General features: G+C 65.7%; 23 protein-coding genes, 1 other RNA gene and 1 riboswitch. Of the genes, 18 read left to right on the top strand and 6 right to left on the bottom strand.

What is annotated here, in order from left to right:
* Positions 1–9 precede the first annotated feature (9 nt).
* From ahcY to V5A19_RS10375, 3 genes are all read right to left on the bottom strand, one after another.
* A complete protein-coding gene (gene ahcY, locus V5A19_RS10365) occupies positions 10–1299 on the bottom strand; it encodes an adenosylhomocysteinase (RefSeq protein WP_332318550.1) in 1290 nt (429 codons plus the stop codon).
* Between the two features lie 104 nt (positions 1300–1403).
* Positions 1404–2570 (bottom strand): methionine adenosyltransferase, encoded by a 1167-nt coding sequence (gene metK / locus V5A19_RS10370; protein WP_332318551.1) that lies wholly within the window; start codon positions 2568–2570, stop codon positions 1404–1406.
* Positions 2571–2769: 199 nt separating this feature from the next.
* Positions 2770–3543 carry a class I SAM-dependent methyltransferase gene (locus tag V5A19_RS10375; protein WP_332318552.1) on the bottom strand — a complete coding sequence of 258 codons (774 nt, stop codon included), beginning with the start codon at positions 3541–3543 and terminating at the stop codon, positions 2770–2772.
* A gap of 540 nt (positions 3544–4083) precedes the next feature.
* Positions 4084–4224: riboswitch (glycine riboswitch) on the top strand.
* Between the two features lie 319 nt (positions 4225–4543).
* On the opposite strand from V5A19_RS10375, the gene lipA reads away from it, so the two are divergent.
* From lipA to V5A19_RS10405, 6 genes are all read left to right on the top strand, one after another.
* Entirely contained in the window at positions 4544–5488 is a 945-nt protein-coding gene (gene lipA, locus V5A19_RS10380; RefSeq protein WP_332318553.1) for a lipoyl synthase, read from the top strand.
* A gap of 36 nt (positions 5489–5524) precedes the next feature.
* A complete protein-coding gene (gene gcvT / locus V5A19_RS10385) occupies positions 5525–6649 on the top strand; it encodes a glycine cleavage system aminomethyltransferase GcvT (RefSeq protein WP_332318554.1) in 1125 nt (374 codons plus the stop codon).
* A 63-nt stretch (positions 6650–6712) separates the two neighbouring features.
* Positions 6713–7102, top strand: coding sequence for a glycine cleavage system protein GcvH (gcvH, locus tag V5A19_RS10390; protein ID WP_332318555.1), 390 nt, complete (start codon positions 6713–6715; stop codon positions 7100–7102).
* 3 nt (positions 7103–7105) lie between these two features.
* On the top strand, positions 7106–8449 hold the full coding sequence (gcvPA, locus tag V5A19_RS10395; RefSeq protein ID WP_332318556.1) for an aminomethyl-transferring glycine dehydrogenase subunit GcvPA: 1344 nt from the start codon (positions 7106–7108) through the stop codon (positions 8447–8449).
* 220 nt (positions 8450–8669) lie between these two features.
* Positions 8670–10136 carry an aminomethyl-transferring glycine dehydrogenase subunit GcvPB gene (gene gcvPB, locus V5A19_RS10400; RefSeq protein WP_332318557.1) on the top strand — a complete coding sequence of 489 codons (1467 nt, stop codon included), beginning with the start codon at positions 8670–8672 and terminating at the stop codon, positions 10134–10136.
* Positions 10137–10592: 456 nt separating this feature from the next.
* Positions 10593–11528: a carbohydrate kinase family protein gene (locus V5A19_RS10405; RefSeq protein WP_332318558.1), complete on the top strand. Its 936-nt coding sequence runs from the start codon at positions 10593–10595 to the stop codon at positions 11526–11528.
* Positions 11529–11745: 217 nt separating this feature from the next.
* On the opposite strand, the gene V5A19_RS10410 is transcribed toward V5A19_RS10405, so the two are convergent.
* The 3 genes from V5A19_RS10410 to V5A19_RS10420 all read right to left on the bottom strand — a co-directional run bounded on the left by V5A19_RS10410 (position 11746) and on the right by V5A19_RS10420 (position 15810).
* Positions 11746–12150: a rhodanese-like domain-containing protein gene (locus V5A19_RS10410; RefSeq protein ID WP_332318559.1), complete on the bottom strand. Its 405-nt coding sequence runs from the start codon at positions 12148–12150 to the stop codon at positions 11746–11748.
* A 72-nt stretch (positions 12151–12222) separates the two neighbouring features.
* The gene (locus tag V5A19_RS10415; RefSeq protein WP_332318560.1) at positions 12223–14268 is read right to left on the bottom strand and encodes a thioredoxin domain-containing protein; all 2046 of its coding nucleotides are present in this window, start codon (positions 14266–14268) and stop codon (positions 12223–12225) included.
* Positions 14269–14445: 177 nt separating this feature from the next.
* Complete coding sequence (locus tag V5A19_RS10420; RefSeq protein WP_332318561.1) at positions 14446–15810, bottom strand: NAD-dependent succinate-semialdehyde dehydrogenase; 1365 nt, start codon at positions 15808–15810, stop codon at positions 14446–14448.
* 347 nt (positions 15811–16157) lie between these two features.
* On the opposite strand from V5A19_RS10420, the gene V5A19_RS10425 reads away from it, so the two are divergent.
* From V5A19_RS10425 to V5A19_RS10480, 12 genes are all read left to right on the top strand, one after another.
* Positions 16158–17207, top strand: coding sequence for a complex I NDUFA9 subunit family protein (locus V5A19_RS10425; protein ID WP_332318562.1), 1050 nt, complete (start codon positions 16158–16160; stop codon positions 17205–17207).
* A gap of 36 nt (positions 17208–17243) precedes the next feature.
* Complete coding sequence (locus tag V5A19_RS10430; protein WP_332318563.1) at positions 17244–17663, top strand: rhodanese-like domain-containing protein; 420 nt, start codon at positions 17244–17246, stop codon at positions 17661–17663.
* A 38-nt stretch (positions 17664–17701) separates the two neighbouring features.
* Positions 17702–17971, top strand: a complete 270-nt coding sequence (gene grxC, locus V5A19_RS10435) for a glutaredoxin 3 (RefSeq protein WP_332318564.1) — start codon at positions 17702–17704, stop codon at positions 17969–17971.
* 15 nt (positions 17972–17986) lie between these two features.
* Complete coding sequence (secB, locus tag V5A19_RS10440; protein ID WP_332318565.1) at positions 17987–18457, top strand: protein-export chaperone SecB; 471 nt, start codon at positions 17987–17989, stop codon at positions 18455–18457.
* A gap of 2 nt (positions 18458–18459) precedes the next feature.
* The gene (locus V5A19_RS10445) at positions 18460–18906 is read left to right on the top strand and encodes an SH3 domain-containing protein (protein WP_332318566.1); all 447 of its coding nucleotides are present in this window, start codon (positions 18460–18462) and stop codon (positions 18904–18906) included.
* A complete protein-coding gene (locus V5A19_RS10450) occupies positions 18906–19985 on the top strand; it encodes an NAD(P)H-dependent glycerol-3-phosphate dehydrogenase (RefSeq protein ID WP_332318567.1) in 1080 nt (359 codons plus the stop codon). The genes V5A19_RS10445 and V5A19_RS10450 overlap by 1 nt, the downstream gene beginning before the upstream one ends.
* Before the next feature lie 315 nt (positions 19986–20300).
* Positions 20301–20747: a ClpXP protease specificity-enhancing factor SspB gene (locus V5A19_RS10455; RefSeq protein WP_332318568.1), complete on the top strand. Its 447-nt coding sequence runs from the start codon at positions 20301–20303 to the stop codon at positions 20745–20747.
* 58 nt (positions 20748–20805) lie between these two features.
* An RNA gene (rnpB, locus tag V5A19_RS10460) (RNase P RNA component class A) lies at positions 20806–21223 on the top strand.
* Between the two features lie 290 nt (positions 21224–21513).
* Positions 21514–21957, top strand: a complete 444-nt coding sequence (gene mraZ / locus V5A19_RS10465) for a division/cell wall cluster transcriptional repressor MraZ (protein ID WP_332318569.1) — start codon at positions 21514–21516, stop codon at positions 21955–21957.
* 45 nt (positions 21958–22002) lie between these two features.
* The gene (rsmH, locus tag V5A19_RS10470; protein ID WP_332318570.1) at positions 22003–22950 is read left to right on the top strand and encodes a 16S rRNA (cytosine(1402)-N(4))-methyltransferase RsmH; all 948 of its coding nucleotides are present in this window, start codon (positions 22003–22005) and stop codon (positions 22948–22950) included.
* Positions 22947–23210, top strand: coding sequence for a cell division protein FtsL (gene ftsL, locus V5A19_RS10475; RefSeq protein WP_332318571.1), 264 nt, complete (start codon positions 22947–22949; stop codon positions 23208–23210). Before rsmH ends, ftsL begins: the two co-directional genes overlap by 4 nt.
* The gene (locus tag V5A19_RS10480) at positions 23207–24925 is read left to right on the top strand and encodes a peptidoglycan D,D-transpeptidase FtsI family protein (protein ID WP_332318572.1); all 1719 of its coding nucleotides are present in this window, start codon (positions 23207–23209) and stop codon (positions 24923–24925) included. Before ftsL ends, V5A19_RS10480 begins: the two co-directional genes overlap by 4 nt.
* Positions 24926–24968 lie beyond the last annotated feature (43 nt).

Here is a 24968-nt window from a genome sequence, read left to right on the forward strand (position 1 = left end):
CGGCGCAACTTAGTAGCGGTAATGCTCGGGCTTGTACGGACCCTCGATCGGGGTGCCGAGGTAGTCGGCCTGTGCGTTGGACATCTCGGTTAGGTTGCCGCCGAGGCCCTCCACGTGGACCCGGGCCACCTCCTCGTCGAGGTGCTTGGGCAGCACGTAGACCTTGTGCTCGTAATTCTCGCTGTGCTTGAACAGCTCGATCTGGGCCAGGGTCTGGTCCGAGAAGCTGTTGGACATGACGAAGCTGGGATGGCCGGTGGCGTTGCCCAGGTTCATCAGGCGGCCCTTGGACAGCAGGATGATGCGCTTGCCGTCGGGCCAGATGACGTGGTCCACCTGCGGCTTGATCTCGTCCCAGTCGAGCTCGGACAGGCCCGCCACGTCGATCTCGTTATCGAAGTGGCCGATGTTGGACACGATGGCGTTGTCCTTCATCTGGTCCATGTGGCTTCGGGTGATCACGTCCTTGTTACCGGTGGCGGTAACGAAGATGTCCGCCTCGGGCGCCACCTCGTCCATGGTGCGCACCTCGAAGCCCTCCATCTGGGCCTGCAGGGCGCAGATGGGGTCGATCTCGGTGATCGCCACACGCGCGCCCATGGCCTTAAGGGACTGGGCGGAGCCCTTGCCCACGTCGCCGTAGCCGGCGACTACGGCGTACTTGCCGGCCACCATGACGTCGGTGGCGCGCTTGAGCCCGTCGAGCAGGGACTCACGGCAGCCGTAGAGGTTGTCGAACTTGGACTTGGTCACCGAGTCGTTAACGTTGATGGTCGGGGTCCGGAGGTGACCTTCCTTCTCCATGTGGTACAGCCGGTGGACGCCGGTGGTGGTCTCCTCGGTGACGCCCCGGATCTGCTCGAGCAGCTCGGGATACTTGTCGTAGACCATGGCGGTGAGGTCGCCGCCGTCGTCCAGGATCATGTTGGGGTTCCAGCCATCCGGGCCGTTAATGGTCTGCTCGATGCACCAGTCGTACTCCTCCTCGGTCTCGCCCTTCCAGGCAAACACCGGGGTGCCCTCGGCGGCGATGGCGGCGGCCGCATCGTCCTGAGTGGAGAAGATGTTGCAGGAACTCCAGCGCACCTCGGCGCCGAGATGCTGCAGGGTCTCGATGAGCACCGCAGTTTGAACGGTCATGTGGATGCAGCCGGAAACCCGGGCGCCCTTCAGGGGCTGCTCGGCGCCCCACTCCTGGCGCAGCTTCATTAGGCCGGGCATCTCTGTCTCGGCGATAGCGATCTGCTTGCGGCCCATGCCGGCCAGACCGATGTCCGCCACTTTGTAGTCTTCAGCCATTTTCTCTAGCTCCTCAGATTTCGCGAGGCGAAATGAAATCAATGGTTAACCATCCCCAGCTGGGCTCCATGCCGCCGGCCGGGGCTTCGCGGCGAGCGCGGCGGTTAGAGTCCGGCGTCGGACTTAAGGGCCTCGGCCTTGTCGGTCCGCTCCCAGGTGAACTCCGGCTCCGGCCGGCCGAAGTGGCCGTTGGAGGCGGTCTTTTGGTAGATGGGGCGCAGCAGGTCCAGCATCTGCACGATGCCCTTGGGTCGCAGGTCGAAGTGCTTGCGGATCAGCTCCTCGATCTTCTCCTCGTCGACCTTGGCGGTGCCGAAGGTTTCCACGTGGACTGACACGGGGTTTGCAATGCCGATGGCGTAGGCCACCTGAACTTCGCACAGATCGGCGAGGCCGGCTGCCACCACGTTCTTGGCCACGTAGCGGGCGGCATAGGCGGCGGAGCGGTCGACCTTCGTGGGATCCTTGCCGGAGAAGGCGCCGCCACCGTGACGGCCCATGCCGCCGTAGGTGTCGACGATAATTTTGCGCCCGGTGAGGCCGCAGTCCCCTACGGGGCCGCCGATGACGAACCGCCCCGTGGGGTTGATGAGGTACTTGGTATCGTCGGAAAGCATGGAGGACGGGATGATCGGCTTGACCACCTCCTCCATGATGCCTTCCTTGAGGTCGTCGTAGGAGATGTTGTCGTCGTGCTGGGTGGAGATCACCACGGCGTCGATGGCCTTGGGTTGGTTGCCCTCGTAGCGTACTGACACCTGGGACTTCACGTCCGGGCGCAGCCACGGCAGCTTGCCGTTGTTGCGCAGCACCTTCTGCTGCTCGGTCAGCTTGTGCGCGTACTGGATGGGCATGGGCATGAGGTCTTCGGTCTCGTTGGTGGCGAAACCGAACATCAGGCCCTGGTCGCCGGCGCCTTGGTCCAGATCGAGGCCGGTGCCCTCGTCCACGCCCTGGGCGATGTCCTGGGACTGCTTGTCCAGGGCGATGAGGACGGCGCAGGTGTTCCCGTCGAAGCCCATGCCGCTGGTGTTGTAGCCGATGTCGGTGATGGTCTTGCGGACCACCTCGGTGTAATCGACATTGGCCCCGGAGGTGATCTCACCGGAGATGATGGTCATGCCGGTGTTGATCATGGTCTCGCAGGCCACCCGGGACATCGGGTCCTGCTCCAGCAGGCTGTCCAGAATAGCGTCGGAGATGTTGTCGGCGACCTTGTCCGGGTGGCCTTCACCCACGGATTCGGACGAAAACAGGTATTCGCGTGCCATAACTTTGAAGCTCCTCTTGCTTTGAGGTTTCGGTCTAGAAGAAAGAAAGCGTTGCCCACCGGCACCAGGGCCGGCGGGCCGGAAATTCGTTAGTCGCAGCACCCGGTTGCGGCCGGGTGGCCTGCCCTCGCTCGGCCGGATCCTGGCCGGCCCCTATCGGCCATGATACGCCAATCGGCGAGGGGCGGGATGATCCGGATCATCCCTCGCGCGGCTTATACGCCACCTGCTGAATGAAATCCACCTCGTCGCGGTCGTAGGGCTTCTGGAAGTCGCCGTAGCGGACCACATTGATGAAGCCGGCGTCCTCCAGCAGGTGGGAGACGTAGTCCTGACGCAGGGGGTACATCTTGAGCTGGAATTTGGCGCCGTCCGGGAAGACGTACTCGAAGCGGGCCAGATAGCGGTTCAGCTCGGCGGGATAGGCATCGACGCCCTTACCGGAATAATAGTAGTTGTGCTTGGAGCTGTAGCCGTGCTCCAGCATGGAGTCGTAGTTGCGGTGGTCGACCATGACCACGCCGCCCGGCTTGACCACCTTGAAGAACTCCTCCAGGGCATCCCGCCGGGCCTCGTGCTCGAACAGATGGGTGAAGGAGTTGCCCAGGCAGAGCACGGCGTCGTAGGCGTTCTCACCCAGGTCCTTGGAGAGCTTGACCCAGTCAACGGTCTTGGTGCCGTCGAGTTGAACGCCCATGGCCTTGGCGTTCTCCTCGGTCTTTTTGACCATGTTCTCGGAGCCGTCGGAGGCGGTTACCTGGAAGCCGTTCTTGCCCAGGGTGATGGCGTGGTAGCCGGTGCCGCAGGCCACATCGGCCACTGTGGTGCAGTTGGAGCCGGAAAGCAGGCGCTCGTAGAAGCCGCCCTCGGCTTCCTCGCGCTTTTCCCAGCCGACCAGGTCGTCCCAGTAGTCGGCAAAATCCGGCGTGTACTGCTCGTGCTCGAGTCCGGTGTCTTCGTTTCGGATGCCCATAGGAGAAACTCCTCCCTTGCTGATAGCGGGGCTAGGCGAAGCGGGCGGCGTTCAGGCGCGCTGAAACGGCCGGCTATCGGAGCCGGCCGTGCGGGGCAGTGCCTGGTGAGCACGTGCAGCACCGGGCGTCAGGCGGTGCGCACACCCGCGCGTGGCAATCTTGAGGTGGGGCGCTTTGGGGAGCGACGAAACGGGGAAAGCCCGCCTCCCTGCGGGGTCAGGCACGGGATTGGTTCCCGCTGCTGCGCCCGCCCGCCCGGGGACGGGCCTATGCTTCGGGCACGCTGTGGTGTCGAAAAGCACTAACTCGCCTGCCTGGTTTGGACTGCCGTGAATATTACCATTCCCTTGTGTCATGGCCAAACGCCCCACTGGTGTTCATCTACGTATAAAGCCCCTAAATCCCCCGTGGCGGGCCTTGGGCGGCGTTTCTCTAGGGGTAAGAGGAAGCGTTTGCGGTGCGAATCGCGTTATTGACAACCCCGCATACCAACATACAATGTTTCCCTGACAAAGGTTCAAAAAATTATCGCTACCCAGACGATCCCGATGGGAGAGATCCCGCCCCTGAGTCATGCCGGCTGCTCGAGCGCTAGGCGGCATCCATAGGGCCTCAGGGGCGGGGCGCCGAAGGGGAAACTCCTCCCGGAAGCTCTCAGGCAAAAGGACCATCGGGGTATGGGGCTCTGGAGAGTCCCCGAAGACCGCCGATCCCCGGGCTCAACCGCCCGGAAACGGTGTAGGGGCACCGAAGGGGTAGGCCAGCCCTCGGAACAGCCACGGCGCGGCAGCGCTAGTAGGCAGCCTTAAGGTTCCGGGGCGGGGTGAACTCTCAGGTTTCCAGTACAGAGGGGAGGATGGCCCGGGAATGCCGTCCTCCCCTTTGTTGTTTGGGGGGATTGCTCCCAAGCCCGCCGCAGTGTGAAACGGGCTGCCCGCTACCTTACCTGGGCAGCTCGAGGGGGCAGGCCGACCCGGGCCCTATAGGGAGGAGTGCCCCATGACCGAACCGCTCAAGTTCCATCCCAATCCCTCGGCGCCCGATCCCGAGGCCCATGGTGAGGCCTCCGACGGCCATACGGGCCCCAACGCCACCCGCATGCCTCCCTGGATCCGCTATGCCCTCGGTGATGCGCGCAATAGCGAGTACAGCCGAACCGCGGCCGCCGTCCACGAGCGCGAGCTAGTCACCATCTGCGAGGAGGGCAATTGCCCCAACCGGGGTGAGTGCTGGAGCCGTGGCACCGCCACTTTCATGATCCTGGGCGACACCTGCACCCGGGCCTGCGGCTTCTGTTCGGTTAAGACCGGCAAGCCCGGGACTGCGCCCGATTACGGCGAGGCTGAAAAGGTGGCGGACGCCGCTCAGGCAATGGGCCTGTCCTACGTGGTGTTGACCTCGGTGAACCGCGACGACCTGGCCGATGGCGGCGCCGGGTTGTTCGCCGCCACCGTGAACGGCCTGCGCGCGCGCAGGTCGGGCATAGGGGTGGAGCTGCTGACCCCCGACTTCCGCAAGGTGGTGGATGCCGCAGTAGCCGAGATTGCGCCCACGGCACCCCTGGTTTGGGGCCACAACGTGGAGACGGTGCCGCGCCTGTACAAGCCGGTGCGTCCGGGATCCGACTACCAGCGTTCCCTTTATGTCCTGGAGCGCGCCGCTCAGCTGCCGCAGGTGGAGGCAAAATCGAGCCTCATGCTGGGCCTGGGCGAGACCGAGGAGGAAGTGATTGAGGTCATGCGCGACCTGCACTCGGTAGGCGTAACCCGTCTGGCGTTGGGCCAGTACCTGCGGCCCTCGCGCGACAAGCTGCCGGTTCAGGAATACATCCATCCCGACCGCTTTGCTGCCCTGGAGCAGGCTGGCCGCGATCTAGGCTTTACCTGGATCAAGGCGGGCCCGCTGGTGCGAAGCTCCTATCACGCCGAGGAAGAGCAGGGCTGATGCCCGCTCCCTATCCCGCGCTAGGAAAGGATAGCCATGGGTCTCAGGACGCCTCTATATAACGCCCACGTCGCCGCCGGCGCCAAGATGGTGCCCTTCGGCGATTACGATATGCCGCTACACTACGGCTCGCAGGTGGATGAGCACCACGCGGTGCGAAGCGCCTGCGGCATCTTCGATGTCTCGCACATGCTGGTGGTGGATATCACCGGGGATGAGGCCCGGCCGTTTTTGCGCTGGCTGCTGGTCAACGACGTCGCCAAGCTCGACGAGGACCCGGGAAGGGCCTTGTATACCTGCATGTGCAACCCCGACGGCGGCGTCATCGACGATCTGATCGTGTATGCCATGAGCGGTGACTGGTACCGCATGGTGGTCAATTCCGGGCGGCGCCAGACGGATACCGACTGGATCGGGTCCTGCCGCGATGAGCACTTTAAGGAGGTGGCCGTCGCGGAACGCCCGGACCTGTCCCTTTTGGCCGTTCAAGGGCCGCAGACGGCCGAGTTGCTGCCGCCGCTGCTGGGCGAAGCGGCCGCTCAAGCGGTTAGTGCCCTCAAGGGCTTCCAGGCCGCTGTGGTGGATAGCGATCTGGGCGAGCTGTTCATCGGCAAGACCGGCTATACCGGTGAGGCCGGTTACGAGGTCGCCCTCTCCAACGAGGCGGCCGAGGGCTTCTGGAACGCCGTAGTCGAGGCCGGGGCCCGGCCTTGCGGGCTGGGCGCCCGGGATACCCTGCGTCTGGAGGCAGGTCTGAACCTCTACGGCAACGACATGGACGAGGCCACCACCCCGTTGGAGGCCGGCCTGGCCTGGACCATAGCCTGGAACCCCGAGGAAAGGGATTTCATCGCCCGCGAGGCTCTCGAGCGCCAGCGCGCCGAAGGTCCCGCCCGCAAGCTCATCGGTCTGGTCTTGGAGGGCAAGGGTGTGCTGCGTAGCCATCAGGAGGTGCGCTTCCCCGGCCACGAGGCCGCAGGCGAGATCACCAGCGGCACCTTCTCGCCAACCCTGCAAAAGGGCATCGCTTTCGCCCGGGTGCCGGCGACGATGGCCGTTCCGGGCACCGAATGCGCGGTGGTGGTCCGTAACAAAGAGTTACCCGCCAGGCTGGTCAAGTACCCCTTCGTCAAAAACGGCGAAGCCGCCTACAAGACGTAGTCGGGATCGCCCTGAGGCGGCCCGGCACCTTCAAGACCCCGACGAGCCAGAGGAGGCAGTGCCATGGAGGTACGGGACGATCGGCTCTACACCAAGAGCCACGAGTGGGTGAAACAGGAAGGCGACGGCAGCGTAACCATCGGCATCACCGATTACGCCCAGGATCTCCTTTCCGATGTGGTGTTCGTGGAGCTGCCTGAGACCGACAGCACGGTCGCCAGCGGTGACGAACTGGCGGTGGCCGAGTCGGTGAAGGCGGCTTCAGACATCTACGCCCCCATTTCCGGGGAGATCGTGGCCGTCAACGACGACCTCGAGGACAGCCCCGAGAAGGTCAACGAGGAACCCTTCGACGGCGGCTGGATTTTCCAGATGCGGCCCGGCGACGAGAGCGAGCTGGATGCCCTGATGGATCCCGAGGCCTATCGCGAGATGTGCGAGTCCGAGGAGTAGGTCATGCCTTTTATTCCGCACACTGAGGCGGATGTCCAGGAGATGCTCGACACCATCGGGGTGTCCAGCATCGACGAGCTGTTCGCCGAGATACCCGAGGCCATCCGGGCCAAGCCCCTGGAGAAGGTCCCCGAGGGACTCAACGAGATGGAGCTCATGCGGCTGATGCGGGAGCGCGCGGCCGCCGATGAGCACGGACTGCGGACCTTCGTGGGCGCCGGGGTGTACGAGCACCACATCCCCGCCGCGGTCTGGGAAGTGGCCACGCGTGGCGAGTATTACTCCGCCTACACGCCCTATCAGGCGGAGGCGAGTCAGGGCACTCTGCAGACCATCTACGAATTCCAGACCATGATCGCCGGCCTCACCGGTATGGAAGCGGCCAACGCCAGCCTCTACGAGGGGGGCACCGCGCTGGCCGAGGCCATCCTCATGGCCGTGCGGGCGCACAAGGGCAAGAGCCACCGCGTTCTCGTACCGGAGACCGTGCATCCGTCCTATCGCCGTGTTGCGGCCAGTTACTGCGGGGCGCAGGACGTTGTCGTGGAGACAATCCCCTACGATCCGGCCAAGGGCACGGTGGATCCCGCCGCTCTGGACGCTATCGAGGGCGACTTCGCAGCCTTGGTGGTGCCGCAGCCCAACTTCTTTGGTCGCCTTGAGGGCGAGGCCGCACTGGCAGCCAAGGCCGCCGACCGCGGCGCCCTAGTCATCGCCTCGGTCAATCCCATGGCGCTGTCCGTGCTTACTTCGCCGGGCGAGTGGGGAGCCGATATCGCCGTGGGCGAGGGCCAGCCCCTCGGCATCCCCATGTCCAGCGGTGGTCCCTTCCTGGGCCTGATGGCCACGTCCAAAAAGCTGGTACGTCAGATGCCAGGCCGGCTGGTGGCGCGCACCGTGGATACCGACGGGCGCGAGGGCTTCACCCTGACGCTACAGGCGCGAGAACAGCACATTCGCCGCGCCAAGGCCAAGTCCAATATCTGCACCAACCAGGGCCTGGCCATGACCGCCGCCACCATCTATATGGCCCTGGTGGGCGAAGCGGGGCTGACCCAGGTGGCCGGCGTTAGCCACACCAATACCCGCAAGCTGGTGGCGCGCCTCACCGCTATCAAGGGTGTCGAGCCGCTATTCGAGGGACCGTACTTCCACGAGGCGGCCCTGAGGCTCCCCAAACCGGCAACGGGTGTCACGACCGCACTCACCGAGCGCGGCATTTTGGGCGGCTTCGAGCTGGGGCGGGAGTACAGCGGGTTGGAGAACGGCCTGCTGGTGTGCGCCACCGAGACCAAGACCGAAGCCGACCTCGACGCCTACGCCGAGGCCCTCGAGGCCGTGCTTTAGGCAGGCGAAAGGGAAATCGCAGAGGCGCAGAGACCGCAGAGAAAAACGGCAGGATGCTTCTAGAGGCCAAATGGATGCCGCGCCAAAGGCGACGGCTTACGCTTAACCCTTGCAGGACTCCGCTTGCCTTCCTTTGCGCTCTCTGCGGCTCTGCGGGCCATGTGCCCAAGCAATGCGTCCTCGAACCTCTGAGGCGCCTGAATACCGACGAGGAAGCCCTATGCTGATCTTCGATCATAGCCGTGACGAGCGCAGCAACAAGGCGCAGATGCCAGCCGGGGAGGCGGATCTCTCCGATCTGCCGGGCGACCGGCGGCGTAGCTCCAGCACCGGTCTGCCCCAGGCCTCGGAGATGGACGTGGTCCGTCACTACACCCGGTTGTCGCAGAAGAACTTCGCCATCGACACCCATTTCTATCCCCTGGGCTCCTGTACCATGAAGTACAACCCTCGGGGATCCAACGAGGCGGCCATGCTGCCCGGCTTCCTGGGACGCCATCCGGAGACCCCGGCCGCCTACAGCCAGGGCATCCTGTCGGTGCTGTGGGATCTCCAGGAAATGCTCGCCGATATCTGCGGCATGCACGCGGTGTCGCTCGCTCCGGCGGCGGGGGCCCAGGGCGAGTACGCGGGTGTGGCCATGATCCGGTCCTACCACCAGGCCCACGGCAATCACGACCGCGACGAGATCATCGTTCCCGATTCGGCCCACGGCACCAACCCGGCAACCGCCTCCATGGGCGGTTTCCGGACGGTGGAGATCCAAACCAAGCCCGACGGCGACATCGATCTGGACAGCCTCGACGAGGCCCTGTCCGAGCGCACTGCCGGGCTCATGATCACCAACCCGTCCACCCTTGGGTTGTTCGAACGCGGCATTAAGGAGATCGCCGACAAGGTGCACGACGCCGGCGGCCTGCTCTACTACGACGGCGCCAACCTAAACGCCATCCTGGGCAAGGTGCGGCCGGGTGAGATGGGCTTCGACGTCATGCACTTCAACCTGCACAAGACCTTCTCTACCCCCCATGGCGGCGGTGGTCCCGGCGCCGGCTCGGTGGGTCTGTCCGAGCGCCTGGTGCCCTTTGCCCCGGTGCCGCTGGTAGCCCAGGCCGAAAACGGCAGCTACTACCTGCAGTACGAGCAGCAGCGGCCCGACACTATCGGTCGCATGACCGCCTTCCCAGCCAACGTCGGCGTGCTGCTGCGCGCTTATGCCTACCTCCGCATGGTGGGCCGTGAGGGCCTGGAGCGCATCGCCGAGCACGCCGTGCTCAACAGCAACTACCTGCTGGAGCGGCTGCGGCGCTACTACAAGGTGGCCTATCCCGATCGCCGGGCCATGCACGAGTTCATCCTCACCCTCGAGGACCTGGCCAAGTCCGATGCCCACGTCTCGGCCATGGATGTTGCCAAGCGCATGCTCGACTTCGGCATGCACGCGCCCACGGCCTACTTCCCGCTGTCGGTGCCAGAATGTTTCCTGGTGGAGCCCACCGAAAGCGAGGCCAAGGAGACCCTGGACCAATTCGTGGCGGTGCTCGCCGATATCCGCAATGAAGCGGAGAGCGATCCGGAAATCCCCAAAAACGCTCCCTACTCCCTCCCGGTCAAGCGCCTGGACGATGTCCGGGCGGCCAAGGAGCTGGATCTTACCTACACCGGCGAGCCCAAGGCGGCCGGTTAGGATCTGAGCGAATATGCAGCAGATAAGGCGAAAACCAAACGACAATCCGCAGATGACACAGATTGTGCAGATAACAAAAGGCTCCTGATTACTCAAAAGGAGCAGGCCATTTGAGGCTGAGGCGGTTAGGAAGGGGCCGGGGAGTCCGGATTCGTCCCCGGTAGGATCGCCCACCAGCCGTCATCGCGAGCGAAGCGACGCGATGTGCCGAACGAAGCCCCTTCCGGGAGATTGCCACGCCCCGCCACTAAATCCGGATCGGTAAGGGGTGACTGGGAGGCAGCCGTTGGGGTTTAGTGGCGGGGCTCGCAATCACCCTTCTCCCGCACAATGGCCGAGCCATATGCGTAATCAGGAAAGGGCTTGCTTGCAGCCTTGATTCGCCGTTTTCATCTGCGTGCATCTGTGCAATCTGCGGATGACGCCGTTTCCGAAAATTCCACGGAGGAGAAAGCCATGAGCGCCCTGATTGCCGGATCGTTTGCGTTCGACAACATTCTGGTGTTTCACGACAAGTTCAAGAACCACATCCTTCCGGACAAGGTCCACATCCTAAACGTGGCCTTCCTGGTGCCCAGCATGCGCCGCGAGTTCGGCGGCACCGCCGGCAACATCGCCTACAACCTCAAGCTGCTGGGTAGCGATCCCATCGCCATGGGGACTGCCGGCATGGACTTCGGGCCTTACGCCGAGTGGATGGACGCCCGCGGCATCTCCCGCAAATACGTCAAGGAGATCCCGGACCACTATACCGCGCAGGCCTTCATCACCACCGACGAGGACGACAACCAGATCACCGCCTTCCACCCGGGCGCCATGGGCGAGGCCCACCAGCAGAAGGTCGCGGATGTCACCGAGCCGGTGGAATGGGGCATCGTCAGTCCCGATGGCAAGGACGCCATGGTCCAGCACTCCCAGCAGTTCAAGGAGGCGGCCATCCCGTTTATCTTCGATCCGGGCCAGGGCCTACCCATGTTCTCCGGCGACGAGCTGCTGGCTCGGGTGGACGAGGCCGAGATCCTGGCGGTGAACGACTACGAGTGGCAGATGGTGCAGGACAAGACCGGCCACTCCGCCGATGACCTGTCCAAGCGCGTGGCCACCCTAATCGTCACCAAGGGTGGCGAGGGTTCCCAGATCTACACCCAGGACGGCATGGTCCACGTGCCCACCGCCGAGCCCGAGGCCATTGAAGACCCCACGGGCTGCGGCGACGCCTACCGCGCCGGGCTCCTGTTCGGCCTGACCAATGGCTTCGACTGGGAAACCACCGGCCGCATTGCGGCGACCATGGGCGCCTACAAGATCGAGTGCCAGGGCCCGCAGAACCACACCTTTACCCTAGACGAGTTCAAGGCCCGTATGGAGGAGAACTTCGGCGCCAGCTTCTAGGGGGCGCGCGGATCCGCTGGGGGCAAAAGGGCCCGCCCCGATCGGGGCGGGCCCTTTAAGTGTGAGGAGTGAGTGCTAAGGGGTTAGGAGCGGGTTGTGAGGCGTAAAGGCAAAGGCGGCGGCGTTATTCACCGATTTTGCGATACTGCGGATCAAGCCTTTGCCGGATGTGTGCCGTTATCCCTCACCCCTCACGCCAAACCGCTTACTGCCACCCTCAGACATCCTCCTTGAGCGCGCCCTCCCAGGCGCAGTCGTCGCCGATCCAGACCGCGGCGCCGCCGGCGATGTTGTAGACCTCCTGGAAGCCCATGGCCGCTAGGGTTGCGGTAGCCATGGCCGAGCGGCCCCCGCTCTTGCAATAGAGCAGGACGGGCCGGTCGTGGGCCCTTGAAAGCTCCGGATGGGGGTGCTTGTAATCGGGATCCGCGGCGGCCTCGAGGATTCCTCGCGGCACGTTCACCGCACCCGGGACGTGCCCTATGGCGAACTCGTCGGGCTCCCGCACGTCGAGGACCATGACGTCGTCGCGCTCCTCCCGCATCTCCTCGGCGGTGTCCGGGTCGATCTCGCGGATCCGCCCACGCGCTTCGCTGACGAAGTCCTTCAAGGCCTTGGGCATGTGGCAGTTCCTCCTGGATGGCAACAACCGCAAGCAGGAAAGGGATTCCTAACGCCTCGGAGCCCCTTCCGGCTAGCTTGACTCGGCGAGGGCGCTCTCGAAGGCCGCCTTGTCGGTGATGGGGACGGAGCACTCCGTCCCGCGGCACAAGTAAGCAGTCACTTCATGTCGGTTGGTGCGGGCGGCCAGGGGCTCGGGGAGCTCGGCCTCGTCGGGGATGACAAAGATCCGTCGGTCCGGGTACAGGCCTTGTTGAGCGGCATCGGCCCAGTGCCGCGCGGCCTCGCCGCCGCGCAGGGTGATCAGGGTGGGTGGTTCCAGCGCCTCCTCCAGGCCGGTGATCAGGGCCACGAAGGCCCCGGGGTGGGCCTTCATCTCGGGCATTAAGAGCCGCAGGGCATGCTCGGCCGCCTCGAGATAACGTGGCTCGCCCAGCAGGTGGCCCAGGTCCAACAGGCCCCGCACGGCGGCGCCGTTGCCGGAGGGTAGCGACTGGTCCATGCCCGGCTTGGGACGATGGATGAGGGCCTCCTGGTCGTCGGCGGTCATGAAGAAGCCGCCCTCCTGCCCATCCTCGAAGTAGTCCAGGAGATTATCTGCCAGGGCCCGGGCTAAGCCCAGGTCGGCGTCCCGCCAGCGACTCTGCAGCAGCTCGGTGAGCCCGGCCAAGAGATAGGCATGATCCTCCAGATAACCGGACTGGTAGGCGGCACCGTCTTTGTATACCGCCCGCAGGCGCTCGCCGTCCCAGAGGTGGTCTCGCAGGAAGTCGCTGGCGCCGGCGGCCAGATCGGCGTAGCGGGCCTCCCCGAAGACCCGGGCTGCCCTTGCCAGCCCCGTGATCATCAGGCCGTTCCAGGCGGTCAGGACCTTGTCGTCGCGCCCGACAAAGGGCCTGCCCGCACGCGCTTCGAGCAGCTTGCCGCGGGCAGCCTCCAGCACCTCGCCGGCCCGGTCCGGGTCCAGGTCGGCTTCCTCAGCCACTTCCGCCAAGGGCCGGAGCGGCTGAAGATGGTTGGTGCCGTGGAAGTTGCCGGTCCGGGTCAGCCCAAAGACCCCCTCGGCCACGGCCAGCTCGGTGGCGTCCAGCAGCTCCGCAACGTCGTCGTAGCGCCAGATATAGTAGCCGCCCTCCACGCCTTGGCTGTCGGCGTCCAGGGTGGCGTAGAAGCCGCCCTGCGAATGGCGCATTTCCCGCTCCAGCCAGGCCACCGTCTCCGCAGTGGCGGTTCGCAATGCCTCGTTGCCGCTGTGGGCGTAGCCGTCGGCCAAGGCGGCCAGCAGCTGGGCGTTGTCGTAGAGCATTTTCTCGAAATGGGGGATGGTCCAGTCGGCGTCGACGCAGTAGCGGAAAAAGCCCCCTCCGAGATGGTCGTACAGGCCGCCGTCGGTCAATGCGCGCAGGCTTTGATGGGCCATATTGCCCGCCCCGGTATCGCCGTCCAGGGCGGCGCGCCGCAGGCAGAAGCGAATCTCGCCGGCATGGGGGAATTTGGGTGCGCCACCCCAGCCGCCGTTGGTGCGGTCACAATCGCCCTCCAGGTCGCCGCGTAGCCGGCCCACCACTTGGCGGTCCAGGGGCTCGGCGCCGGAGGGGTTGAGCCGGTCGAGGCCGGCAATTGCCACGTCACCGTTATGGACGGCCGACTCGCTGTTGTCGCGGTAGAACGCCGCCACCTTTTCCAGCACCTCGTCGAAGCCGGGCATGCCAAATTTGGCCTCATTGGGGAAATAGGTGGCGATGAAGAAGGGCTTTTGATCCGGGGTCAGGAAGACCGTGAGCGGCCAGCCACCGCCGCGGCGATTCAATAGCTGGTGGGACAGCTGGTAGATCTGATCCAGGTCGGGGCGTTCCTCACGGTCCACCTTGAGGGCCACGAAGTGCTCGTTAATGAGCTTGGCGATGGCGGGGTCCTCGAAGGACTCGTGGGCCATTACATGGCACCAGTGGCAAGCTGAGTAGCCGATGGATAACAGGATCGGGCGTTCCAGCTCGCGAGCGGCCGTCAGGGCGGCCTCGTCCCACGGCTGCCAGTGAACGGGATTATCGGCATGCTGCTGCAGATAGGGGCTGGCGCAGTCCCCGAGCCGGTTCGTCTGCAGGGCCTCGGCCGCCATGGTCGCCTCCAGGAGGATTAGGCTTATTCAATACCCTACCAATTTGGTCGGGCATTAAGGAAGGACGATCCCCGGGGTGCCAATAAGCCCTGGAAAAGCGCTATAAAAGGGAAAGGTTATGGCTTAGGGGATCTGCGCTGCCGTTCTCGGTGGCCTGATTTTAGACCGGAAAGCCCTTTATCCGATCCACACCGTCTGGATGTTGGTGAACTCCCGAATGCCGTAAGGACCGAGCTCGCGTCCGTAGCCGGAGGCCTTGACGCCGCCGAAGGGCAAGCGGGGGTCGCTTTTGACCAGGCCGTTGACGAATACCGCCCCGACGTCCAGCCGCTGGGCGAGCCGCTCGGCGCGCTCACGGTCGGCCGACCAGATCGCCCCGCCTAGGCCGTAGCGGCTGCGGTTGGCCACGGCCACGGCCTGGGCGTCGTCGGCCACCCGGATGATAGGGGCTACGGGGCCGAAGGTTTCCTCATCGGCCACGGGCATACCCTCGGAAACGCGATCCAGAAGGGTGATCGGGTAGTAGAAACCCTCACCGCTGGGCATGCTCCCTCCCAAAACCGTCTCGGCCCCCGCTTGGAGGCTACGGGTGACCTGATCGTGGAGCGCGTCCCGAAGATCGCCCCGCGCCTGCGGCCCGATTTCGGTGCCGGGCTCGGCGGGGTTACCCACCACCAGCCCGTCCAGATGCTGTCGGAGGCGGTCCCGGAAGGCGTCCGCCACCGCATCCACGACGATGAAGCGCTTGGCGGCGATGCAGCTCTGACCGCTGTTAATGGTCCTGGCAATGGTCGCAACCCGGGCGGCCTCCTCGAGGTCGGCGTCCTCGAGGACGATAAAGGGGTCCGATCCGCCCAGCTCCAGGACCGTCTTCTTGAGGGCGGCTCCGGCCTGGGCGGCCACCTTGCGCCCCGCGCTCTCGCTGCCGGTGAGGGTAACAGCCCGCACCCGAGGATCCTCGATGACGCCCTGAACGCGTCCCGAGCCAATGGCTAGGTTCTGGAAGGCACCCCCGGGCAGAGCGGCCTCGGCGAATACGGCCTCGATGCGGGCGGCGCATGCCGGGACGTTGGAGGCGTGCTTGAGGAGGACCGGATTGCCCGCCATCAGGGTCGGGACGGCGGCACGGAAGGCCTGCCAGAACGGGAAGTTCCAGGGCATTACTGCGAGCACGGGGCCGAGCGGTGCGTAGCGGACGTAGCTCCGGCTAGCGTCGGAATCCACCGGGTCCGAGGCGAGGAAGCTCTCGCCGTTTTCGGCGTAGTAGTCGCACACCCAGGCGCACTTCTCCACCTCGCCTCGCGCTTCCTTGGCCGGCTTGCCCATCTCACGCGTGATCAGCGCCCCGTAATCGGCGGCGTTGGCGCGCAGTTGGGCCGCTGCTTGCTGGAGCACGTGGCGGCGCTGAGCGAAGGAGGTCCGCGACCAGCTGCCATAGGCTTCCTGGGCGGCATCAATGGCCTTCTCCAGCTGGCGGTCGGTGAGCTCCTCGAATACCTCCACTACCTCTTCGGTGGCAGGGTTGATGGATTCCATGACCATGATTCGGTGCTCCCCGTCGCGACGATGGTTGCTGGGCGGGGCCCGGCCTCCTTGACGCGCCGGCCCCCCCGTCTGAGAATAAACCCCCTTTGCGCAAGGAATAAAGGGAGCCCCCGCTAAACCCTTAGGGCTTTGGGCCCCTACGCGAACTCCAGCTTGGTTTAGTGGCGGGGCTCCCGTTCCCCTGAGCATCCCGGCCGTCCGTAATCCGACAGCCGCTCCCCAGGGCCGAGGCGAGCGCTGGGCGACGGCCGGCATTGTCCGCGAGTTCCGCCAAACGAGCCTTCGGGCCCCGCCTCCGTCTGGGGGCCCGGCTTCCAAGCCACCCCAGGGCCAGGGAGAAGGGGATGAGCATAGAGCGCGTCTGTGTGCTGGGCGGCACCGGCTTCGTCGGGCGCCACGTGGTCCACCAGCTGCATAAGTACGGGTACAAGGTCCGGGTGATCACCCGGGACCTGGTCCGCAACAAGGACCTTCGGGTCATGCCGGGTGTGGAGGTGGTGGAGGGCAGCCCTTTGCGCCAGGCCGATCTGGACCGCCATCTGGACGGCACGGAGGCGGTCATCAACCTGGTCGGCATTCTCACCGAGCGGACGCCGGGCCGCCGGGATTACCCCCCCGAGCGTCGGGGTGACTTCCATACGGCGCATGTGGAGCTGCCACGCATGGTGGTCAAGGCCTGTAAGCACCACGGTATTCGCCGGCTGCTGCACATGAGCGCCAACGGGGCCGATCCCTTGGGTCCGAGCAGGTACCTCCGCTCCAAGGGGCTGGGAGCCTGGATCGTGCGCGAGGCCGGGGAAAGCAGCGAGGCCTACGGCCATATGGCCTGGCTCGATGGTCCCAAGCTGACCCGGGGCGAAGCGCTGGAAACGACCATTTTCGAGCCCAGCATCGTCTTCGGCGAGGGTGACAGCTTTTTCACCCGTTTCGCCCGACTGGTACGGCGGACTCCCGGGGTCTTTCCCCTTCCGGGGGGCGAGACCCGTTTCGCTCCGGTGTGGGTGGAGGATGTGGCCGAGGCCTTCGCCAAGGCCCTTAACGATCCCCGCACTGTGGGCCAGACCTACCCCCTGTGCGGACCCCACGACTACACCTTGGCCGACCTCATCCGGTTCCTTGCCGAGCTCGAAGGGGCGCACCGCACCGTTTGGTCGTTGCCGCGCTGGGCTAGCTGGGTCCAGGCCTGGGCCCTGGAGCACGTGCCGGGCAAGCCCATGACCCGGGACCAGTTCCGCAGCCTGCTGGTGGACAACACCTGCGGCGAGCCCTTCCCCGAGATCCTCGGCATCGAGCCCCAGACCCTGGAGGCGGTGGTGCCCACCTATGTGGGGCCCGCGGATCGGTCCTACGACGATCTCTATAAGTACCGGGCCGCCGCCCGCCGCAACGGTTGATCCGGTCGCGGTGGTCGAGCGGTTACGAGGGCACCCATGCTAGAATTCCTGCAGCAAAACTGGCTGCTGATCGCCGGCCTGATCCTGGTGGCGACCTACCTGTTCAAGGGGCCACTGGCTCTGCGTCTCTACGGTATCGGCAGCGTTAGTCCGACATCCGCGGTCAGCCTGATCAACCGGCAGGGCGCGCGAGTAGTGGACGTGCGCGAGGACAGCGAGTGGCAACAGGGCCATATCCCGGAGGCCATCCACATGCCGCTGGGCAAGCTCGGCGATCGCATGGAGGAGCTTGAGCCCTACAAGGTAGGCGATGCGCCCCTGGTTGTGACCTGTCGTTCGGGCAACCGCTCCGCCATGGCCGCCGTACGGCTGCGGAAAGCGGGATTTGCGGCAGTGTATAACCTGGAGGGCGGCACCCTGGCGTGGCAGCAGGCCGGCATGCCGTTCGAGACCTGAAACCGTAAGACTTTTCCAAGACAGCACGGGAAGTGGCCATGGCCAAAGTCGAGATGTACGCCACCCGGGTTTGCCCCTATTGCAGCATGGCCGAGGCCCTGCTGCGCTTCAAGGGCGTCGCGCCTGACAAGACCCTCGTGGACGGGGACACCGAGGAGCGAGCCCGCATGCGGGAGCGGGCGGGTGGTCGACACACGGTCCCCCAGATCTTCATCAACGGCCGCCACATTGGCGGCTTCGATGAGCTTAAGGCCCTGGATAGCGCGGGGGGGCTGGATCCCCTTCTGGAACAGGCCTCCGAAGGCTAGCCAACGGGAGCGGGTATGAGCGACGAAAGCAGCACCGAAGAGGCCGGCGAGCAGCAGCCGGTATTCGCCCTGGACCGGGTCTACGTCAAGGATCTTTCCTTCGAATCGCCCAATGTCCCGGAGATGTTCGCCACGCAAGGGCAGCCCGAGTTGAACGTGGAGCTGGGCACCGAGGGCCGGGTGGTCAGTGATCAGGGCCATGTTGAATCGGTGCTCACGGTCACGGTGCGCTCTACCTTCGAGGAACGGACCGTCTACATCGCCGAGGTGCAGCAGGCGGGCCTGTTCCGCATGCAGGGCATTCCGGAGGAGCAGATGGAGCGGCTCATGGGCATCAACTGCCCGACGATCCTTTTCCCCTACGCCCGGGAGGCGATTTCCGGAGCGGTGCTGCGCGGCGGCTTCCAGCAAGTGCTGCTCGACCCGGTTAATTTTCAGGCCCTTTATGAGCAGTCCCGTGAACCGGCAGAAGGCCAGGAGCACTGACCATGAACCACCGTCGTTCGGTCTTATTGATCGGGGCGGCCTTGCTGGCCTTCGCCCCGTCGATCCAGGCAGCCACTTTCCGGGCTATTAACGGTTCCCAGGTCAATCTGCGCGCGGGCCCTGGCACCGACCACAAACGATTGTTCCTGGTCAGTCGCGACTATCCCGTCAGGGTAATGGAACGCCGCCAAGGTTGGGCCAAGGTGGAGGATTTCGAAGGCGATCAGGGCTGGGTGCATGGTGACCTGCTCGCCGACCGTCGAACCCTGCTGGTGACGAAGGATTTAGTGAACATCCGCAAGGGCCCTTCCACGGACCATGAGGTTGCCTTCCAGGCCCAGCGCAATGTGCTGCTAACCTATCTGGAAGAGGAAGCCGGGTGGGTCCATGTCCGCCATGCCGACGGCGCTGAGGGCTGGGTGCACGGCGGTCTCGTATGGGGTGATTGATGGGGGCCGATGTGGCCGTGATCGGCGCGGGGGCCTGGGGCACCGCTCTGGCCATCGAGCTGGTTCGCTGCGGCCACCGGGTCACCCTTTGGCACCCTAACCCGGACCGGGCCGAGGCCATGCAGCAACGGCGCCAGAATGCCGATTACCTGCCCGGCATCCCTTTGCCCGATGGCATAACCGCGACTGCCGACATGGAGCAGGCGCTGAGCGGCTGCCCGCGGCTGGTTTTCGCCGTGCCCAGCCACGCCCTGCGCCGGGCGGCCACCGATGCCGCCCCGTTTATCGCGCCATCGGCCCAGGTGGTGTGTGCCAGCAAGGGGCTGGAGGCAGAAACCAGCGAGCTTATGCATGAGGTGCTGGCGGAGGTCCTGAGCGAGCGGGACACCCTAGTCGGCATTCTGTCCGGGCCTAGCTTCGCCCAGGAGGTGGCCGAGGGTAAGCCGACGGCGGTGACCGTGGCAGCCGAGCGGCTGGAAGAGGCCGAGGTCCTTGCTGATTGGTTCCGTTGCGGCCCGGGCTCGTTGCGGCCGCAGGACGAAGGCGCTGGCCGCCGCCTCAGCGGTGGCTCCGTTCGGGTTTATTCCAGCGATGACCGCGTGGGGATCGAGCTTGGCGGCGCCGTCAAGAACGTCATCGCCATTGCCGCAGGCATCGCTGACGGTCTGGACCTGGGGTACAACGCCCGGGCCGCCCTGATAACCCGCGGCCTGGCCGAGATGGCCCGCCTGGGCGAGGCCTGGGGCGGTCGTGCGGAGACCTTTGCCGGGCTGGCCGGTCTGGGGGACCTGGTGCTCACCTGCACGGGACCCCTTTCCCGCAACTATCAGCTGGGCGAATGGCTGGGTGCGGGAACCGCGTTAGCCGAGGTGGACCCGGTTCTGTGGCGGCGGGCCGAGGGGGTGCGGACCGCCCGGGCCCTCCACCATAAGGCCCGGGCCCTGGAGGTGGATATGCCCATCGCCGAACAGGTCTATCGGGTTCTCTACGGGGGCGAGGCGCCCCACGAAGCCGTGGCCGCGTTACTGCAACGCCGCCCCAAGCCGGAGGATCCCCCGGTCTCCGGGGGGGAGGCATGAGCCGGGAACTTCCCGGCTGTCAGAAAGCCAAATCCTAGTATTCCGTTCCCTAGCGCGTTACCTTTCTGAGCTTCTTGCGGGCGAGCCGAGATGGCGACCGGCGCGGCGTCACCGGGCCTTGACGGGCAGGGACCGCCACTGCGTTTCGCCGATCTAAAGGGCAAGGCGGGGGCGCCTCCAGTGCGGATTGCCCGCCTACTGCCGGGTTCCTTGCGGCGTCCGCCATCCCGGCTCGCGGCAAGGCAACGCACTAACGCACTACGGGGACGGGACACCAGGGCTCGCATAACCCGGGCCGATAAGGAGGCCGTACCAATGCCGGACAAGATCGCCCAGATGAAAAAGCTCATGGTGGACGCGCTCCTTGAACGCCAGGGCCGATGCTTCGTGCACGTGGTGCCCTCGGTGGGCGAGGAAGGCGCGGTCCTGCCCTCCGAATACATCGAGCGCGACAGCTGCACTCTGGCCCTCAATATGGCCAGCCAGGCCCCGGTGGTCAGCGATTGGGGCGTGGAGGTGGCCACCCAGTTCGGCGGGCGGCCTTTCTCCTGTTCTGTCCCCTGGTCGGCGGTGGTTCAGGTGTTCGATCCGGAACAGAAGGCCGCGGTGCTGGCCTGGCTGTTCCCGGTCCAGGAAGGCGCCGCGGATGCCGGCGAAACGCCCGAGGTGTCCGAGGAGAAGCCGGACCAAGGGGCCGGCGATGAGGCTCAGGATGCGGCCAAGGTCGGCCAGCGCCCCAGTCATCTTAAGGTCATCAAATAACCGTAGGAGCAGTGGTCCTAGCCACACGGAAAGGATCGCTGCGTACCCTAGTTGCGTCGAGGTGGGCCGGGGGATCGCTCGCCGCCTGCGGGCGGGGGGAGGAAAGTCCGGGCTCCATAGGGCAGGGTGCCGGGTAACGCCCGGCAGGGGTAACCCTGGGAAAGTGCCACAGAAAGGAGACCGCCCCGCCCCTAAGCCGTCCGGCTACGTACCGGTGGCCCCTGCGGGGGCAGGCTCAGGGGCGGGGTAAGGGTGAAAGGGTGCGGTAAGAGCGCACCGCGGCGCCGGTAACGGCGGCGGCAAGGTAAACCCCACCCGGAGCAAGGCCAAATAGGGGAGCGATGGCGTGGCCCGCGCCGCTCCCGGGTAGGCCGCTACGAGGCGGTCGGCGACGGCCGTCCTAGATGAATGATCCTCGCCCCCGCCCTTCTTGGAAGGGTGGGGGACAGAACCCGGCTTACAGGCCCGCCTCGACTCCTGTTCGGACCCGCCATCGGCGGCGCGGAACGCGCCAGCGGTGGCGGGTCTTTTTTGTCGGCTTCCGCTGGCCCGCCCGTCACGGTCCGGGGCCGGAACATCCCACCCCGTCCCACATGCGGTGCAAAGTGGCAGGAATTTGCTTGACGGGGGTAAGGGGCGTTACTAGAGTCCAACCCAGGGGGATAGAATGGGATGTTGTGGGTAGAAGTGGGTGGGCCGGGGCCAAAGGCTGCGGTCCTTCGCCGGCCCGGGGCGGGATCCCGGGGGGAAGGAGTACGGGTGCGCCATGTTCCGCGGGGCCTTCGAACATACGATGGACGACAAGGGGCGCCTGTCCATCCCGTCCAAGTACCGCGAGCTGCTCGAGGCCCACAGTGAAGGCCAGGTGGTGGTCACCGTGGATCCCGACCGCTGTCTCGCCGCCTATCCCCTGCCCGAATGGGAGGCCATCGAGCAGCGGCTGGGGGAGATGTCCATGCTCCGGCGGGAGGTGCGCCAGCTCCAGCGTTTCCTCATCGGTAATGCGGTGGAATGCGCTTTGGATAAGCACGGTCGCATCCTGGTGCCCAACACCCTGCGCACCTTCGCTGGGCTTGACCGGGATGTGGTGGTGGCCGGCCAGATCAAGAAATTCGAGATCTGGGACCATGAACAATGGTCCCAGCAGCAACAGCAGTCCCTGGACTCCATGGAAGGGGCCATGGAAGTGCTTGCCGAGCTCGGTCTTTGAGCCCGGGGATTCCCTGAATAGCCCGTCGGTGAAAGGGGGCGTGCCATGACTTGTGACGAGCATCCTGAGCATCGCCCGGTTTTGGCAGAGGCGGCGGTAGCGGGCCTGCGGCCCGAGTCGGCGCGGCGGCTGATGGATGCCACCTTCGGGCGCGGCGGCCACAGCTGCCGCATCCTTGCCCGCTTGGCTGAAGACGGTGCCCTTCTGGCCCTGGACCGGGATCCGGAAGCAGTAGCGTACGGCGAGCACATCTTCGGCTACGACCCCCGTTTCCGGATCCGGCAGTTACCTTTTTCACGGCTCGGCGAGGCAGTGACCGAGGCCGGTTGGGAAGCGGGGGTCGATGGCGTTCTAGCCGACCTGGGATTGTCCTCGCCGCAGCTGGATCAGCCCGAGCGGGGGTTCAGCTTCCGCGACAGCGGGCCCCTGGATATGCGCATGGATCCCGAGGCAGGACCCTCGGCCGGCGAGTGGCTGGCTCAAGTGGGCCCTGGCGAGCTGGAGCGTGTGCTCAGGGAATACGGCGAGGAGCGTTTCGCCAAACGGGTGGCGCGGGCCATCCTCCGGGCCCGGGAAGCCAATGGTCTGCAAACCACCGATCAGCTAGCGGGGGTGGTTCGGGCTGCCGTGCCGGGACGGGGCGAGCCCGGCAAGGACAAGGCAACCCGCGCCTTCCAAGCCATCCGCATGGCGGTCAATGCCGAGCCCGAAGAGTTGACGGCCTTCTTGGAGGCGGCGGTGACGGTGCTGCGACCCGGCGGCCGGCTGGTGGTGATCGCCTTCCACTCGCTAGAGGATCGGATGGTCAAGCGCTTCATCCGGGAAGAGGCGCGGGACTGCGTGTGCCCGCCCGACTTCCCGGTGTGCCGCTGCGACAAGGAGGCGCGCCTCAAGCCCGTGGGCAAGCCGCTCCGCCCCGACGCCGAGGAACGCGAAGCCAATCCCCGGGCACGCAGCGCCATTGCGCGGGTGGCCGAGAGGGTAGCGGCATGAAGGTCGCGGCTGGGGTGCTTCTGGCCGGGCTGATCCTAGCCACTGCCCTGAGTCTGGTATGGACCCGGGAGCAGGCCCGGCAGCTGGATCTGGCGGTCCACGACCAGCGCGACCGCCTCCAGCGGTTGGAGACCGAGTGGGGCCGTCTGCAGCTGGAGCGGGCGACGCTGGCGGCGCGCTCACGGGTCGAGCGGCTGGCCCGCGAGCGGTTTGACATGCATTCCCCGGAGTCCGGGGAGATCTGGGATTTCCGGCCATGAAAACGGCGTGGCGCGGGCGTTTCGCGCAGTTCTTGCTTTTGGCCGGTCTTGTGGGCATTACCACGCAGCTAGTGGCGGTCCAGGTGGTGCGTGCGCCGGAGCTGCAGGCCGAAGCCCGCAACCAAGCGGTTCATCAGGTGCGGATCCCCGCTATCAGGGGACCCATTGTTGACCGCGACGGCGCGCCGCTGGCGGTAAGCACCCCGGTGCCATCGGTTTACGCGAATCCCTCGGAGGTCCGGGCAAGTCCGAAAAACCTGCGCCGTCTGGCGGACGCCCTGGACATGGAAGCCGATGCCTTGCGGCGCCTGCTGGCCAGGGAGAGCCCCTTCGTCTACCTCGAGCGCCAGGTGGCTCCCCGCGTGGCCGAGCGGGTCGAAGAGCTGGGTCTGCCAGGCGTGAGCACCCTGCGCGAATACCGGCGTTATTACCCGGCTGGTCCGGTGGCGGCCCATGTGGTGGGACTCGCCGGCATCGACGGCGGCGGCCTAGAAGGGGTGGAGCTGGCCTACGACGACACCCTTGCCGGGCGCCCGGGCGAGCGGCTGGTGGAGCGCGATGCTCTGGGCCGGGACATCCGCACCGTGCGGGTAACCCGCCCGGTTAAGCGGGGGCAGTCACTGCGGCTTAGCATCGATGGCCGCCTGCAGTATGTGGCCTTCCAGGCGGTCAAGAAGGCCGTCAGCCGCCGCGACGCCAAGGCCGGCATGGCGGTGGTGCTGGATCCGGATACCGGCGAGGTGCTCGCGCTCGCCAATGTCCCCTCGTACAATCCCAATCGTCTGGAAGGTACCAATGCGGCCCAGCGGCGCAACCGGGCGGTAACCGATGCCCTTGAGCCCGGATCCATCTTTAAGCCGTTCAACGTCGCCGCAGCCTTGGAGGAAGGGCTGGTTCAGCCTTCCACCGTGATCAACTGCGAGCAGGGCCTCATGCGGGTGGACAACCGCCGGGTGCACGATCCCCATCCTCTGGGGCAGGTTTCGGTGCGCAAGGTGATCCAGAAGTCGAGCAATATCGGCGCCGCCAAGATCGCCCTCCAGCAGGATAACGCCAAGCTCTGGCGTCACTTGCGGGATTTTGGCTTCGGGCTGGAGCCGGGGTCGGGATTCCCCGGGGAGAGCCAGGGGATCCTCCATATGCCCGGCCAATGGCAGCGCTTCGATCGCGCCACCCTAGGCTTCGGCCATGGCATCGCCGTAAGCGCTTTGCAAATGGCCCGGGCCTACACCGTTCTAGCCAATGGCGGTATCCGCCGCCCCATCACCCTGCGCCGGCAGGAGGAAGATAAAACCCGGGCGGGCGAGCGGGTCCTGACTCAAAAGACCGCTGGCCAGGTCAAGCGCATGCTGGACATGGTGGTCAGCCCCGAGGGCACGGGCACCCGGGCGAGCCTGTCGGGCTATGGGGTCGCCGGCAAAACGGGCACTGCCCAGAAGCCCGGCGAGGGCGGCTATCAGGAGGGCAAATACGTGGCTTCCTTTGCCGGCTTCGCCCCGGTAGCCGATCCCAGCCTGGTGACGGTGGTCATGCTCGACGAGCCGTCCGAGCCGTATTACGGGGGGGTGGTGGCGGCCCCCGTGTTCCGGGAGATTATGGCTCAGGGCCTGCGCTTGCGCCGGGTGCCGCCGAATCCGAATCACCGGACGGGGCCGCCGCCGGTGCCTCGGCGCCAGGCCCGGGGGCCCGAAGTGAGGGGGGGGCAATCATCATGAACTGGTCCGAGGTCCTTCCCGAGGCGGTAGCCGAGGCCCATGG

The organism is Thiohalorhabdus sp., from assembly GCF_036628635.1.
GTDB lineage: Bacteria > Pseudomonadota > Gammaproteobacteria > Thiohalorhabdales > Thiohalorhabdaceae > Thiohalorhabdus.

Excerpts from the sequence above, each read along its gene's own strand:
- ahcY (WP_332318550.1), bottom strand. The coding sequence starts at position 1,299 with ATGGCTGAAGACTACAAAGTGGCGGACATCGGTCTGGCCGGCATGGGC.
- metK (WP_332318551.1), bottom strand. The coding sequence starts at position 2,570 with ATGGCACGCGAATACCTGTTTTCGTCCGAATCCGTGGGTGAAGGCCAC.
- V5A19_RS10375 (WP_332318552.1), bottom strand. The coding sequence starts at position 3,543 with ATGGGCATCCGAAACGAAGACACCGGACTCGAGCACGAGCAGTACACG.
- lipA (WP_332318553.1), top strand. The coding sequence starts at position 4,544 with ATGACCGAACCGCTCAAGTTCCATCCCAATCCCTCGGCGCCCGATCCC.
- gcvT (WP_332318554.1), top strand. The coding sequence starts at position 5,525 with ATGGGTCTCAGGACGCCTCTATATAACGCCCACGTCGCCGCCGGCGCC.
- gcvH (WP_332318555.1), top strand. The coding sequence starts at position 6,713 with ATGGAGGTACGGGACGATCGGCTCTACACCAAGAGCCACGAGTGGGTG.
- gcvPA (WP_332318556.1), top strand. The coding sequence starts at position 7,106 with ATGCCTTTTATTCCGCACACTGAGGCGGATGTCCAGGAGATGCTCGAC.
- gcvPB (WP_332318557.1), top strand. The coding sequence starts at position 8,670 with ATGCTGATCTTCGATCATAGCCGTGACGAGCGCAGCAACAAGGCGCAG.
- V5A19_RS10405 (WP_332318558.1), top strand. The coding sequence starts at position 10,593 with ATGAGCGCCCTGATTGCCGGATCGTTTGCGTTCGACAACATTCTGGTG.
- V5A19_RS10410 (WP_332318559.1), bottom strand. The coding sequence starts at position 12,150 with ATGCCCAAGGCCTTGAAGGACTTCGTCAGCGAAGCGCGTGGGCGGATC.
- V5A19_RS10415 (WP_332318560.1), bottom strand. The coding sequence starts at position 14,268 with ATGGCGGCCGAGGCCCTGCAGACGAACCGGCTCGGGGACTGCGCCAGC.
- V5A19_RS10420 (WP_332318561.1), bottom strand. The coding sequence starts at position 15,810 with ATGGTCATGGAATCCATCAACCCTGCCACCGAAGAGGTAGTGGAGGTA.
- V5A19_RS10425 (WP_332318562.1), top strand. The coding sequence starts at position 16,158 with ATGAGCATAGAGCGCGTCTGTGTGCTGGGCGGCACCGGCTTCGTCGGG.
- V5A19_RS10430 (WP_332318563.1), top strand. The coding sequence starts at position 17,244 with ATGCTAGAATTCCTGCAGCAAAACTGGCTGCTGATCGCCGGCCTGATC.
- grxC (WP_332318564.1), top strand. The coding sequence starts at position 17,702 with ATGGCCAAAGTCGAGATGTACGCCACCCGGGTTTGCCCCTATTGCAGC.
- secB (WP_332318565.1), top strand. The coding sequence starts at position 17,987 with ATGAGCGACGAAAGCAGCACCGAAGAGGCCGGCGAGCAGCAGCCGGTA.
- V5A19_RS10445 (WP_332318566.1), top strand. The coding sequence starts at position 18,460 with ATGAACCACCGTCGTTCGGTCTTATTGATCGGGGCGGCCTTGCTGGCC.
- V5A19_RS10450 (WP_332318567.1), top strand. The coding sequence starts at position 18,906 with ATGGGGGCCGATGTGGCCGTGATCGGCGCGGGGGCCTGGGGCACCGCT.
- V5A19_RS10455 (WP_332318568.1), top strand. The coding sequence starts at position 20,301 with ATGCCGGACAAGATCGCCCAGATGAAAAAGCTCATGGTGGACGCGCTC.
- mraZ (WP_332318569.1), top strand. The coding sequence starts at position 21,514 with ATGTTCCGCGGGGCCTTCGAACATACGATGGACGACAAGGGGCGCCTG.
- rsmH (WP_332318570.1), top strand. The coding sequence starts at position 22,003 with ATGACTTGTGACGAGCATCCTGAGCATCGCCCGGTTTTGGCAGAGGCG.
- ftsL (WP_332318571.1), top strand. The coding sequence starts at position 22,947 with ATGAAGGTCGCGGCTGGGGTGCTTCTGGCCGGGCTGATCCTAGCCACT.
- V5A19_RS10480 (WP_332318572.1), top strand. The coding sequence starts at position 23,207 with ATGAAAACGGCGTGGCGCGGGCGTTTCGCGCAGTTCTTGCTTTTGGCC.